The organism is Hymenobacter sp. (assembly GCF_035709525.1).
Lineage (GTDB): Bacteria > Bacteroidota > Bacteroidia > Cytophagales > Hymenobacteraceae > Hymenobacter.
In genome coordinates, this window is sequence record NZ_DASTEP010000181.1 from 14,671 (window position 1) to 28,081 (window position 13,411).

Genomic DNA, 13,411 nt, shown 5'->3' on the forward strand with positions numbered 1-13,411 from the left:
CACCAGGTAGAAGCAGCCGGCCGGCCTACTTCAAAGCTTAGCGCACATCCCAGGAAAAACCAGTCAGTAACCCCAGGCTAAACGGCTGCCGCCGCGTGAAGCCCACGGCGTCGGCGCGCACAAAGGGCGTGGCTACGTAGCGCCCGGTGGGCTGCACCAGCCACTGCCAGCGCGAGCCGGCCGCGCCCAGCCGCAGGCGCAGGTCGAGCCCCAAACTAAAAGCTACCGTGAGCGGGCGGTAGGGGCTGCTGCCGGCCGACGAATACGCCTGCTGCTCGCAGCCGCAGCCGCTGCCCTCGGTGCTGCGGCCGCTCAGGTACCAGCCCGGCTCCAGGCCCAGCAGCAGGGCTTTGCTGAAGCGGCCGCTAGGCGCACCCAGGGCGTAGCCGAGCTGCACCGGTACCGTAAGCAGGCGGTAAGCATCACGCTGCCGAACAGTTGCATAGCTGCTAGAATCCTTGACGGACAGCGCCAGGCGCGTAGCATATTCGTGGTAGCCCAGGCCCCCGGCCAGCGCCCAACGGCCCGATAACACGCGCCGCACTTGCACCTGCGCACCCAGGCCCAGCGCCGGCCGCTCGAGACGGGCAAAATCGGGGTGCTGGGCGGCTAGCACCGGGGCCGGCCCCAGCGTGCGGTAGCTGAGCGTGGGCCCCGCCAGCACCAGCAGCGACCAGCGCCGTGCCAGGTGGGCGGCCGGGGGCAAGTCGGGCCGGGCCAGTAGCGTAGCCAGCCCGGCGGGCACAGGCTGGGGCAAGTTCACTGGCTTCAAAGCCAGCGAATCGAGCAACTCAAACGGAAATTCGCTGCTGGCTAGAGGCACCGCGTGCGCCGGAGCCATCGACTCGGTGGGCGTGGTGTGCTGCCAAGCAGCGGCTGCCAGCGGGCCCGCCGCCCGGCCCAAGCGGCCCGCCCGCTGCCTACCCCGCACCCCGCGCCTGCCCGGCAAACCAGCAACTGCCTCATTACTAGTGGTGGCCGCTGCTTGCGGGCGAGCACCACGGGCAGCGGCCCCAGTACCCTGGCGGGCACTACTAGCCCTGTCAGCCCTCTTAGCCAACTGGCCAGCCAGCAGCCTGGGAGCTTCCGGGGCAGTCAGCGACTCGTTGGCTATCAGCTCACTACCGTGCGTGCGGCGCGCGGTTGGCTGGTGGCTGGGCGGCTGGTCGTAATGGCCCCGGCGCCTGTGGCCCCCGGCAAGCACTACGGCTAAACGCCGCGCCTTATGCGGCAGCGCGCGGGCCGCCGCATCGGCCGCTGGAGCTGAAGCAGCGTCCTCGTTGGCCGCTGCGGTAGCAGCTAGCGGCCGCAGCATCCGGGCGGCCGCTGGCTGAGTGGCGGTGGCTCGGACGCGGTTGGCTATCAATGCATCATCCTCTTCTTTGCCAGTAGATTGATAGGAAGGCGTGACGCTGCCGGGCGGGGTGCCAGAAGAATTTTGAGAAGCCAAGGCTCCTGGCGAAACAGCCCGCCCTACTGCGGCCGCCAGCGTTTGGGGGCGGCGCGGGGCGTGCGCGCCCGAGGCATTGGCTGGCGCAGGTGGGCCACTGCGGCGGGTAGCGTCCGGCAGCGGCCGCAGTAGCACTACCGGCCTTGGGCCGGGCAGCGCGGCCCGCTCGCCCAGCGGGCCCGGCAGCAGGCAGCCCAGCAGCAGCAAGCCCAGCAGCACCAGCGGGGCACGCCGCCGCCACCACGGCTGGGGTAGGGCGGCCGGGGCCACCCGCTGCCGAATGGCCGCCCAGGCCCCCGGCGGCGGGGCCTGGCCATAGTCGCCCAGGCGCTGCCGCAGGGCGGCCAGCAGCGGGTCGGCGGCTTCGTCGCCGGGTGGTGGGGGTGGAAAATCGGGTTTCATGACGGGCAGGGAGCGTAGTTGTGGAGGCGCAGCCGCTGGGCCAGCAGCTGCCGGGCACGCGAAAGCTGCGACTTGCTGGTGCCTTCCGAAATGCCCAGTAGCTCAGCTATTTCGGGGTGCGAGTAGCCTTCGACGGCGTAGAGATTGAGCACGATGCGATAGCCGGGCGGCAGCGTGGCCAGGCAGCGCAGCAGGTCATCGGCGGCCAGGCTTTCGAGCGCCGAAGGGTCGGCGCTGGGCAGGTCGGCGGCGTGGTCGTCGAGGTCGGCGGCCCCGGCGCCGGTGGGGTGGCGCAGGCGGTGCTGCTCCACGGCGTGCAGGGCGGTGTGCACGGCCACGCGCCGCGCCCAGGCCTCAAAGGGGCCGTCGCCCCGGTACTGGTCGAGGCGGGTAAAAAGCTTGACGAACGTATTTTGCAGGGCGTCTTCGGCTTCGGCCCGGCTGGGGCAGTAGCGCAGGCACACGCCCATGAGCTGGTACGACAGCAGGTTATAGAGTTGAAACTGCGCCGCCTCGTTGCCCCGGCGGCACGCCGCCAGCAAGGCCTCAGAAACAGCAGTAGCAGTAGCAGCCATAAAAACCAGGTCCGCAGCCAGCCCGATAGCAGCGGCATTCGGGGGCTTGACCGGCCAGAAACGCTAACGGTTGCGCGGGGCCTGAAAAATTATTAGTTGACATCGACCCCGCCCCAGCTACCCGAAGCTGGCAGCGGGCTCACAGCTTTTCTTCGAGCCACAAAAAGCCCGCCGCCAGCAAAAACAAGCCGAAAAACCACCCCGCCGGCCACGGCTGCCGCGTGGTGCCGGGTGCCGCCAGGGCGGCCACGGGCCCCGCCCGCCGCGCCAACGCCTGCGCCCGCTCGGCCAGCTCGGGCCCGCGCCAGGCGGCCGAATCAAACACGAAAAAGGCGTGGCGCCCGCCGCCCGGCCCGCGCACCTCGTGCCAGCCCACTACGCCGGGCCAGTACTGCGCGGTGCGCCACTCGGGCAGGCGGGTGTCTTGGGCGAGGGCCAGCGCCGCGGCCGGCCCACCCGCCAGCGGGCGCACGGTGGGCAGGGCCGCCGCGGGCGGCAAGGCCCCCGCCAGCCGTAGCACCAGTGGGTAGTGCGGGCGCGGCCAGCGGCTGGCCAGCTGCCAGGTAGCGGCCGGCGCGGGCGGCGGCGTAGCGGCATCCAGCAGCCGCCCCCAAAAGGCGGCGTAGCCCACCTCTTGCCCGCTCAGCGCCCAGCGAAACGTTTCGGCTACCGTCGAGACTACCACCGTGCCCAAACCCACGCGGCGACCGGCGGCGGCTAGTGCCCCGCCGGGGCCGATTACCAAAGATTGCAAGGCGGCGCTGGGGCGCAGCCGGGCCGGCAGTGGGGCGCGCAGCCCAGCCGGCGCACCAGGCCAGGTCAGCGGTTGCGGATTTGCCGCTGCCCCGGTAGCCGGTGGCGCCAGCACGCCAAAATCAGCGCGGGCGGGCGTGGCGGCAGGTAGCGGCACGGCCTCAGCCAGCACCACCAGGCCCAACTGGCCGGCCTGAATGGCCGCGCGCAAAGCTTGGCTTTCGGCGGCGGGCAGGGCGGCCAGCGTGGCCGCGTCGGCCACTACCAGCGGGTACTGGCGCAGGAGGGCGGGCGTAAGGTGGTCGAGCGGCCGGGCGGGCTGGTTGAGAAACTCGGTTTGAACCAGGCCCCGGCTCACGGTGGTGCGCAGGGCCACGGTGCGGCCCTGCGCGGCGAGGCTGTTTTTCAGGAATTTAAACTCAAATGAAGGCGCGGCGGCCAGCAGCAGTACTGCGGGCTTTTCGGTGGGCGTCACCTCCACTGGCACGGGCTCGGTGGCGAGTAGGCGGCCGCTGCGGCGCAGCACCAGCCAGGCTTGCAGCAGGCCGGCTACTTTGGGCACGCCGCGTAGCCGAAACGCGCCCCCACCGGCCGGCAACCGCACGGAGTCGCGCCCCACGCCGGCCAGGTGCAGGCTGACCCAGGCCGGGGCCGCGCCGGCCGGCAGCGCCACCGCGCCCGCTATCTCCAGCGGCTGGCCCAGGCGCAGCGCCGGGCTCCACTGCGCCTCCCGAAACCCGCTAAACGGGGGGCTTTGATGTTGCTTTATAGCTATTTGGCCTACCATCGGCAGGTCGGCAGCTGTCACGCCGCGCCCCAGCACGTGCAGCTGGCCGAGCGCCGGCCGCCGCTCGGCCAGCGCCAGTAGGCTGCCCAGCGGCCGGGCGCCGGCCGGGGCGGGCGCGCCGTAGCTCCACACCGGCGTGCCCGCGCCAAGCTGCTGCCGCAGCTGGCGCAGGGTATCGGGCTGGTAGCCTTCGGTGAGTAAGATGCCCGCCGCCGGGAGTAGCGGCACCGGGTGCTGTGGTGGGTAGGCGGCCAGCCAAAGGGCCAGCGGCAGCAGGACGCTGGCCAGCAGGCGCAGCCCCCGTCGCCGCTGGTCGGGCCGCCGCCAGGCGGCTAGTAGCAGCCCCGCGCCCAGCAGCAGGCAGGTGGCGAGTAGCAGGTAAGGAAAGAGCGAATTAGCAGGCACTTAGAATAGTAGCTGGAAGCTATAAAGCAGGAATAATTAACGACTCAACTCTTCAAAGTAGCGGCGGGCCAGGCGGTCGGGCGCGGCGGCGCGGGCGCTGGCGGGCGGGGGCGGGGGCAGCAAATCGGTGAGGGCGCGCTCGGCCACGGGTAGGCACGGGGCGCACGGCCGGCGGCCGGCGCGGGCCTCGGCGGCCAGCGTGCGCAGGGCGCGCAAAGCGGGCAGGTAAAATCCTGGCTTTTGCAGCGCGGCCTGGGCTAGTGCCTGGCTGGCCTGCTCCAGGGCGGCGGCCTCGGCGGGGCGGGCGGGCTGGCCGGCCGCGGCCGCGCTCAGCCAGCGCAGGGCTGCCCGCACGGCCGGCTGGGCGGCCGGCGCGGGCACGGTAGCCAGGCGGCGCGGGGCGGCGGCTCCCTTCAGCTCGCCGGTGAGGCGCAGGGTAGCCTCGGGCAGCGGTGGGGGCACGAAGCCAGCTTTGCGCACGTAGGCGCGGGTTTGCTGCTGCACCTCCTTCAGCAGGCGCAGGGCGCGGTACTCGTAGGGGCGGGCCGCCGCGAGCTGGCCGGTGCGCAGGCGCAGCTCGGCAGCCCACATCTCGTCGAGCACCGCGTGCAGTTTGGCCTTCACGGCGGGCTCCAGGAAGTCGGCCGTTTCGGCATCGTCGTGCTTGTGGATGTAGGGGTCGGCCAGGGCGTCGGTTTCGGCCGTGAGCGAGGGTAGCCCGCCCGCCTTGCGCGGCGGCGCGGCGTGGTCGTGGTCATCATGGTCATGCTCGTCGTGGTCGGCTTCGGCGGCGTGGGCGGCGGGCGTTTCCTCGTCTTCCGCGATGGGCAGGGGCGGGGCGCTGGCACCCATCGCTTTCTCGTTTTCTTCGCCCAAAAACTTGCCGTAGCGCAGCCGCAGGCTTTGCTGGTCGAAGCCCAGGGCGTTGGTCCGATTGGCGCGCTCGGCGGGCGTCAGCTTTTTCTGCTCCGCGATGAGCTTCTCAGTATCAATAATAACCTGGCGCTGACTGCGGAAGTAAGCCGGCGCGGTGTTCACGCCCAGGCCCATATCGAGGGCGCTGGCGGCGGCGGCCGTGTCCTGCCACTGCACCAGGTAGGTATCGGAGCGGGCGCGCTGGCCGTGGTTGTCCTGGGCCTGCACGTAGAAGTACAGCTCGTCGCCAAACGTCATACCCAGCCGGGGCAGGTCGAGCACTTGGCTGATGCTGCTTTGCGTGGGCTGGCCGCCCAGGCCGGCGCTCAGCTCGCGGCGGGTTTCGGTAAATTTCACGGCCTCGCCCTGGCCTTTGGCCACCGTGATGACGAGCTCGGCGCGCGTCAGGCCGTAGTCGTCGCGCAAAGTGGCCTGCACCGGCACCTCGGGCCGCGTGCCCACGGCCGCGATGAGGGTGTAGGGCCGGGGCGACTGCACGCGCACTACTGGCGCCGCATCGGCCTGCACCTCAATGGCGTAGTCGTCGGATACCTGCCCCGCGTAGCGCAGCTGGTACAGCGCCGACGCCCCCACAACCTGCTCGGCGGCAAAGGTGCCCGCCGCGCCCGCCACCGGCCGCAAGGCCAGCTTTTTGCCCCCGATTTCCAGCGCCGGCCCCGCCGAAGCGGTCCCACGCACGCACACCTCCCAGCGCACCCGCGCCCCCTGCGGGCACCGAAACGACGCCTGCGCGGGCACAAACGCCGCCCGCCGCGTGTAGGCCGGAGGCGTCACCAACAACCGCACCTGCTCGATGCGGGCGGGTAGTGGCTTGGTCGTTTTAGAAGGCTGGTCAGCGTTGAAATGCACCGCTACGTTGGCAGGCTGCGCGGCGGGCTTTGCGGGCGGCACAAGCCAAGCTGCTACCCCTAAAGCAAGTAGGAAGCCGCTGCTGAGTAGGGAGTTTTTGAATCGCACCGGCAGCAGCGCCGGGCCGGTAGCCAAGAGCCCGGCCAGTTGCTGCGCCACCCGCTCTTGCTGCAACTGGCCCAGCAGTGGCAGGGCGGCGGGGTCTTGCAGCAGCAAGCCGGTGCTGTCTTCGAGCGGCGGGTAGTGGCGGTTGAGCAGGCGCGCCGCCGTGGCAAGGCTGCTGCGCCCCGCCGCCCGTAGCGGCCACAGCGCCAGCGTGGCTACGGCAGCGGCCACGCCCGCCCATAGCCAGCCGGCGGTGGGCCAGGTGCGAGCCAGCAGCACCAGCAAAACGCCCGCCGCCAGTGTAGGCAGTAGCACCGCCGCCACCCGGCGGCCGGCGTAGCTGCGGGCTATTTGTGCGAGCTGCTGCTGGGCGGTTTGCAGGTCAGCTTTTGCGGAAATATTTAAGGTTTGCATCAGGCCGGCGAAAGGGAAGTGGAAGCCCCACGCCGCGCGGCCAGCCCGCGCTCCAGCGCCAGCAGCAGGCCGGCCAGCAATACCAGCCACGGCCGCAAATCGAGCAGCCGAAAAGTGGGCGGAATGGCCGTGCCCGGCGCTCGGTGTTGCGGCTTCGGCAGCTGGGTTGCATCGAGGCGGCGCTGGTCGTGGGCTTGCAGGCGGGCCAGCGCGGCCCCGGCCGGGGCAGGCTGTAGCACATCGAGTAGTAGCGCCGGCAGGGCGGGGTTGTCGGCCAGCGTGCTCCAGGTGGGGTTTATTAGAGTAGCGGCTTGATAAACAGCGCCCCGCCCGAGCGCCCGCCGCGTGAGCACGGGCCGGCCTTGCGCGTCGGCCCACAAGGTTTCCGTGCTGGCCGAGGCAGCCAGGGCCGCCCGCCGCCACAGCGTAGCGGGCACTTCGGCAGCCAGCCCAGGCGCTACCAGCAGCGAGGTATCGGGTGTGCCGGGGCCGGCCGGGGCTTGCCAGAGGTGCAGGCCGCCCAGCACCCGCGCCCGCCAGGCGGCGGGCACCGGCGCGGCCGACAGCCAGAATAGCCAATCGGGCGTGTCAGCCACACCGGGCAGGCTGGGCGATACGGTGACGGCCAGCGGGCCGGGCAGGCCCACGCTCGCCGCCCGCAGCGCGGCGCGCAGGTAGCGCGCCTCGGCGGCGTAGGCGGGCGGGGCATACACCCACGCGCGCAGCGCGGCCGGCCGCACGGGCACGGCGGGCTGGATTGGGTTTCTAGGGAGTAGTAGGCTGTCTTTTAATGCATAATATAAAGTCGGCGGGCCACCTATGGCCAACTCCTCACTTGGCTGCGGGTGCGCCGTGCGCAAGGGGCCAAAGGTGGTTTGGCGCTCATTGCTGCGGCCTATTACCAGGTGCAGGCTGTCGGCGGTAGCCGTAGCGGCTTGTAGCCACATGCTTTCAATAGGCAGCGGCAGCGTTTGCCAGGTAATGCCGGGCGGCAGCGGCCGGTGCGTGCCCTGCATGGCCGCCAGCCGGGCCGAGGTCAGCACGTACAGCGGCTGCCCGGCAAAGGTGTCGGCTGCCTGCCGGATGCGCGCCTCGTAAGAACCTGTATCGCGTATCGCCAACATTGCTTTAGCAGACAAGCTATTGCCGGCCGAATCGGCCCGCCAGATGTCGGCTATTGGGGGCAGCCCTTTACTCAACCAGCGCACCGCGTAGCCGCGCCGCCGCAGCGAGTCGAGCCGGGGCCGCACGGCCGCCAGCACGTTTTCGCTGGCCAGGTCGGGGCTAATCAGCACCTGCCCCCGGCCGGGCGGCAGTGGCTGCCGCCACGCGGGGCCGGCCACTGCGGCGGCCAGCACGGCCACTGCGGCAGCCCGCAGCAGCAGTAGCCCCAGCTGCTCGAGGCGCAGGTTGCGCAGGCGGCGGTTGGCCCCAGTGGCCAGCCAGCGCAGGCTGCCCACCGCCACCTCGCGGCCGGGGCGGCGGTTCCAGAGGTGGATGGCCAGCGGCACCAGGAGGCCCAGCAGGGCGAGCAGCGCGGATGGGTTGGCGAAGGTGAGCAACGGGTTATTGAAGCGAATGAATAAAAGCTGTCATTGCGAGCGTAGCGAAGCAATCGCACCCGAACGGTGGTGCTCAACAGGTGCGATTGCTTCGCTGCGCTCGCAATGACAATCGTTTTCAAGGGTAATCAACTCATGCGTTGGCGGCGTTTCAAAAACTCACGCAACGCGCCATCCAACGGCTCGGCGATGTTTACGAGATGGTAATCGAGCCCCTGCCGCCGCGCTTGCTGCGCCGTATCGCGCAGCCAGGCTTGCAGCTGCGTTTGGTAAGAAGCCCGCTGCTGGTCGGCATCGACCTGCACGGTCTGGCCGGTTTCGAGGTCGCGGAAGGTCACGGGGCCTTTGTAGCTGAAATTTAATTCATTGTCGGCTACCAGGTGCAGCAGCAGCACGTCGCCGCTGGTGGCGCGCAGGCGGCCCAGCAGGCGGGTCAGCTCGTCGGTTTCTTCATAGAGGTCGCTCACGCACACCGTGAGCGCCCGCTGGCGGCGGGCCGTAAGCGGGGCCAAAACGGCGGCCTCGGGGAAGGCGCCGGTGGCGGCCACGGCCTCTAGCGCGTGGTAGAGGCGCGGCAGCTGGCGAGCGTCGGCGCGGGCGGGCAGGTGCTGGAGGCCGCTGGCGCTCAGGATGCTCAGGCCTACCGCGTCGCCCTGCTTTTGGGCCAGGTAGGCCAGGGCGGCCAGCAGCAGCCGGGCGTAGTCGAGCTTAGTGAGGCCGTGGGCGTCGCGGTGGTTCATGCTGGCGCTGGCGTCGAGCACGAGGTTGACGGTGAGGCTGGTATCGACTTCCGACTCGCGCAGGTAGTACCTGTCCGACCGCGCGGCCAGGCGCCAGTCGAGGCGGCGCAAGTCGTCGCCGGGCTGGTAGGGGCGGTACTGGCTGAACTCCAGGCCCGCGCCGTGCCGGCGGCTGGCGTGCGCGCCCGCCAAGAAGCCCTCGGCCGCCTGGCGGGCGGCGAGGGGCAGGTTGCGCAGGGCGAAGAGGAGTTCGGGGGTGAGGAGCGACATTTCGCGCAGTGTTTCGCAGTGTTAAACCGCAGTGTTTCGCAGTGTCTGGTCACGGCGAAACACTGCGCGAAAACTATATCGCCACAGCCTTCAGTAGCGCGGCTACCGCGTCGTCAGGCGTGATATTCTCCGCCTCTGCATTGAAATTCAACAGGATGCGGTGGCGCAGCACGGGCGGGGCCAGCGCCTGCACGTCGGCCAGGGTGGCGGCGAAGCGGCCTTGCAGCAGCGCCCGCGCCTTGGCGCACAGGATGAGGGCCTGCCCGGCGCGCGGCCCCGCGCCCCAGCGCCCGTAGTCCTGAATGAACTTGACCGGCGAGGTAGCCGGCCGGGTGGCGCGCACCAGCCGGTTCACGAAGGCCAGCAGCTCGGGGCTGAAGCTGACTTGCCGCACCAACTGCTGAAGCTGCCGGATATCGCCGCCGGCCAGCTGCGGGCGCACCTCGGCGCGGGCGGTGCCGGTGGTGCCGCTGAGCACGGCCAGCTCCTCCTGCTCGGTGGGGTAGCCGATGCGGACGTACAGCAAGAAGCGGTCGAGCTGGGCCTCGGGCAGTGGGTAGGTACCGCTCTGCTCGATAGGGTTTTGCGTAGCCAGCAAAAAGAACGGCCGGGGCAGCGCGTGCTCCTGGCCGGCGTAGGTGACGTGGCCTTCCTGCATGGCTTCGAGCAGGGCGGCCTGGGTTTTGGGCGGGGTGCGGTTTATCTCATCGGCCAGCACGAGGCTGGCGAAAATGGGGCCGGGGGTGAACTTAAACGAGCGCCGCCCGGTGCCGTGGTCTTCCTCCAGCACCTCAGTGCCTAGGATGTCGGTCGGCATGAGGTCGGGCGTGAACTGGATGCGGCGAAATGGCAAGTCGGTGGCCTGCGCCAGCGTGCGCACCAGCAGGGTTTTGGCCAGGCCGGGCACGCCTTCGAGCAGGGCGTGGCCGCCGGCCAGTAGCGCCACCAGCACCTCATCGAGCACGGCTTCCTGGCCCACGATGACTTTGCCGATTTCGGCCTTGAGTAGCGGCAGCTTGGCGAGGAGCGTTTTAACGTCTTGTTCGGTCATTGATTGAATGGTTGGATAGGCGGATGGGCGAACTGTTGAATGGGGTGGGTGTTGGCATTTCTAAAAAGGAGAGAAATAAACAATTCAACAATTCCAGCCATCCAGCAATCCAACCATTCAACTCAGCGCATACAGCAGAATATTAACCCCAAACTTGGTGTTGTCTTCGGCCAGAAAGCGCTTGTTTCTAAAGTCGTAGTCCCACTCGCAGCCGTAGTCTTTGTTGGAGTAGAGCACGCCCAGGCGGCCGTTGATTTCGATGCCCTTGAGGTAGTCGTGTACCAGGTCGTCGCCCCAGCCATTCAGCTCGAAGCCGGTGTTGGGCGGGCCTTCAGGAAACTTAAAAAACTGACTGTAAATAGGGTGCGCCTTGGGTAGCTTCTTCAGCGCCGTGGCGCCGAAGCAGGCGCGCATCTGCTCTTCGAAGGAACGGGCGAAGAGCCCGTCGATGTCGTGGTTGCAGTCGTCCACGAACACGAAGCCGCCGTTGCGCACGTACTGAATGAAGTTCTTCTTCTCGGCGGCCGAAAACTGCACCAACCGGTGCCCGCTGAGGTAGCAAAATGGGTAGCCGAACAGCTCAGGGCTGTCCAGCGCCACCACCTTTTCCTTGGCGGCCACGGGCACGGTGGTGTACTGCACCAGCGAGTGCAGCAGGTTGGCGGGCATGCGCTCGTCCACGGCGTCCCAGTCGCCGGAGTGGTAGCTGAGGCGCACAAACGTAAACGGGGCGGCGGGGGAAAGCGGCATTAAAAATCGACCCCGAAAAGCGGGCCGGCTACGCAAATGAAACGACTTACCGCCTAGTAGTTGCGCGGCGCGGGTACTTTTTGAAAACGCGGCCGTGGCTAAGCGCTACCGCAACCTCCGGGCGCGAGGGGAGTTAACAAGCCGGCCATACTAGCGGGCCGCGCGGCGCGTTTGTGGCGCAGGACTGGCCGGTTGGCAAGCCTTTTACCTTTAATTATGAGTTCTTTATGAAAGCGTTAACCCTTCCCGCTATCGCGTTATTAGCCCTGGCCGCCGCGCCCCAGGCCCACGCCCAGTTTGGGGTAAAAGGCGGCCTCAACTTTGCCGAGCTGCAAGGCCGCTCGGGCGAAGATGCCAGCTACAAAACCTTCTACCACGTGGGCGTGCTCTACCAGTGGAACTTGCTGGGGCCGCTCTACATCCAGCCCGAGTTGCAGTACTCGCTGCAAGGCAGCAACCTTAAGGGTGCCGTTACCGACTACAAAACCAAGCTGCACTACTTCACGGTGCCGGTGCTGGCCAAGGTAGCGGTCGGCCCCGTGTTCGTGGAGGCCGGGCCGCAGTTTGGCTACCTCGTGAGCGCCAACCAAAGCGGGCAGGTGCAGATTAGCAACACCAACGGCTCGGCCAGCTACGGGCAGGTCGACCAGGACGCTACCGACCAGTACAAGCGGGCCGATTTCAGTTTGGCTGCCGGCGCGGGGCTCAAATTTGGTTCGCTCTCGCTGGGCGGGCGCTACGTGGCGGGCATCAACGACATTAATGACGCGAAGAACCTTACCGGGGTGAACGACCCGCGTTTGAAGAACCGCGTGTTTCAGCTGTACGCGGCCATTCAGTTTGGCGGGAAGTAGCATGTAGGGTAAGCTTTAGCTTGCCATTGCCGCAGGCAAAACGGCGTGCGCTAAGCAAGCGTCCTTTTGCCTGCGGCAATGGCAAGCTAAAGCTTACCCTACACTATTACACCGCGTCCGACAAGCTCGTGAACGTGAAGTCGCGAATCTTGAGCGGCGGCACCAGGTTGCCGGCCAGGCGCACCGGGCGGCCGATGGCCTCCAGGTTGTTGAGCATGATAATCGGGCTTTCGTTGAAGCGGAAGTTCTTGATGGGGAACTTGATAGCGCCGTTCTCGATGTAGAACGTTCCGTCGCGGGTGAGGCCCGTGTACAGCAGCGTTTGCGGGTCTACGGCGCGGATGTACCACAGGCGCGTGACCAGAATGCCCTTGGCCGTGCCCTTGATGAGGTCGGCGGTGCTCTGGGTGCCGCCTTCCATGATGAAGCCGCCGGGACCGGGCAAACTGGGAGCGCCGGTTTTCTGGGCCCAGTAGCGCGACGAATACAGGTTTTTCACCACGCCCTTCTCAATCCAGGTGGTGCGCTGCTGCGGCCGGCCATCGCCCGAAAACGTGAGGTCGGGTACCTCGGCGTTGGTAGGGTCGGAGTAGATAGTCACGCGCTCATCGAAGAGCTTTTCGCCCTTGCGATTGCCGCCGCCCTTCTTGCTCAAAAAGCTGCGCCCCTCGTCGGCCGAGCGGGCGTCGAACGAGCTCATAAGCGCGCCCAGCAGCGAGGCGTCAGAGTTAGAAACCAGCGCGTTGGGCTCCAGAATAACGGTGTATTTGCCCGGCTCGATAGCCTTGGCGCCCACCGACGAAGCCGCCTTGCCGGCCGCCATAGCCGTGAGCTTGGCCGCGTCGAACTTCGAGATATCCGTGAAATCGGTAGCAGCGTAGCCCGAGCCCTGCCCGTCGGGCGTGCGCACGGTGATGCTGAAATCGAGGTTAGTGAGGCGCTGGTAGGCTTCAAGGCCCTTCGAGTTGCGCTTGGCCAGGAAGCTGGCCGAGTCGTTGAGGAAGCCCGCCGAGGTCAGCTTTTTTTGGTCGCAGTACTGCATGCTGGCCGCCATTTGGGTGGCGCGGTAGTCGGGCGTGATGCCCGCCGTGCTGGCCGCGTACGACTGCGGCGAACTGAGGTAGGTCTGCGGCCCGAGCAGCGGCATGTATTCGGGGCTGATGGGGGCGAGGCGCGCAATTTCTTCGGCGCGCTGCACGCAGCGGCGCAGGGTAGCCTCGTCAAACTGGTTGCAGGTGGCAGTGCCCGAGCGCTGCCCGAAGTACGAGGTTACGCCCAGCGCCACGTTGTCGACGGCCCCGGCCGTGCTGATGGAGTTGCGCGCCGAGCGCACGTTGCCCTCCACGGTGCCCGTGAGGGTAGCCTCGCACTCGTCGGCGGTGCTAAAGCTGAGGACTTTCTTGAGGATGTCTTGCGCTTCGGTTTGGGAAAGGATGGCCATGATATAGTTGCTGGTAAGGCTGTTCTAGCGTGTTACCCCACCCCCCGGCCCCCTCCCCTCCGGGAGA

The 13,411-nt window shown here is 68.1% G+C and carries 10 protein-coding genes; 1 reads left to right on the plus strand and 9 read right to left on the minus strand.

Going from position 1 to position 13,411, the window contains the following annotated elements; all coding sequences use genetic code 11:
- Positions 1-37 precede the first annotated feature (37 nt).
- The 8 genes from VFO93_RS16305 to VFO93_RS16340 all read right to left on the minus strand — a co-directional run bounded on the left by VFO93_RS16305 (position 38) and on the right by VFO93_RS16340 (position 11,049).
- Positions 38-1,852, minus strand: coding sequence for a hypothetical protein (locus VFO93_RS16305; RefSeq protein ID WP_325135434.1), 1,815 nt, complete (start codon positions 1,850-1,852; stop codon positions 38-40).
- A complete protein-coding gene (locus VFO93_RS16310) occupies positions 1,849-2,427 on the minus strand; it encodes an RNA polymerase sigma factor (RefSeq protein WP_325135435.1) in 579 nt (192 codons plus the stop codon). The genes VFO93_RS16305 and VFO93_RS16310 overlap by 4 nt, the downstream gene beginning before the upstream one ends.
- A 139-nt stretch (positions 2,428-2,566) precedes the next feature.
- Complete coding sequence (locus tag VFO93_RS16315) at positions 2,567-4,372, minus strand: hypothetical protein (RefSeq protein ID WP_325135436.1); 1,806 nt, start codon at positions 4,370-4,372, stop codon at positions 2,567-2,569.
- 36 nt (positions 4,373-4,408) lie between these two features.
- Entirely contained in the window at positions 4,409-6,676 is a 2,268-nt protein-coding gene (locus tag VFO93_RS16320; RefSeq protein WP_325135437.1) for a hypothetical protein, read from the minus strand.
- Positions 6,676-8,238, minus strand: a complete 1,563-nt coding sequence (locus VFO93_RS16325; RefSeq protein WP_325135438.1) for a BatA domain-containing protein — start codon at positions 8,236-8,238, stop codon at positions 6,676-6,678. Before VFO93_RS16325 ends, VFO93_RS16320 begins: the two co-directional genes overlap by 1 nt.
- A gap of 128 nt (positions 8,239-8,366) precedes the next feature.
- Positions 8,367-9,248: a DUF58 domain-containing protein gene (locus VFO93_RS16330; RefSeq protein ID WP_325135439.1), complete on the minus strand. Its 882-nt coding sequence runs from the start codon at positions 9,246-9,248 to the stop codon at positions 8,367-8,369.
- A gap of 73 nt (positions 9,249-9,321) precedes the next feature.
- Positions 9,322-10,299 carry a MoxR family ATPase gene (locus tag VFO93_RS16335; RefSeq protein WP_325135440.1) on the minus strand — a complete coding sequence of 326 codons (978 nt, stop codon included), beginning with the start codon at positions 10,297-10,299 and terminating at the stop codon, positions 9,322-9,324.
- A 117-nt stretch (positions 10,300-10,416) separates the two neighbouring features.
- On the minus strand, positions 10,417-11,049 hold the full coding sequence (locus VFO93_RS16340; RefSeq protein WP_325135441.1) for a DUF4159 domain-containing protein: 633 nt from the start codon (positions 11,047-11,049) through the stop codon (positions 10,417-10,419).
- 227 nt (positions 11,050-11,276) lie between these two features.
- On the opposite strand from VFO93_RS16340, the gene VFO93_RS16345 reads away from it, so the two are divergent.
- Entirely contained in the window at positions 11,277-11,903 is a 627-nt protein-coding gene (locus VFO93_RS16345) for a porin family protein (RefSeq protein ID WP_325135442.1), read from the plus strand.
- Between the two features lie 106 nt (positions 11,904-12,009).
- On the opposite strand, the gene VFO93_RS16350 is transcribed toward VFO93_RS16345, so the two are convergent.
- Positions 12,010-13,344, minus strand: a complete 1,335-nt coding sequence (locus VFO93_RS16350) for a TldD/PmbA family protein (protein WP_325135443.1) — start codon at positions 13,342-13,344, stop codon at positions 12,010-12,012.
- Positions 13,345-13,411 lie beyond the last annotated feature (67 nt).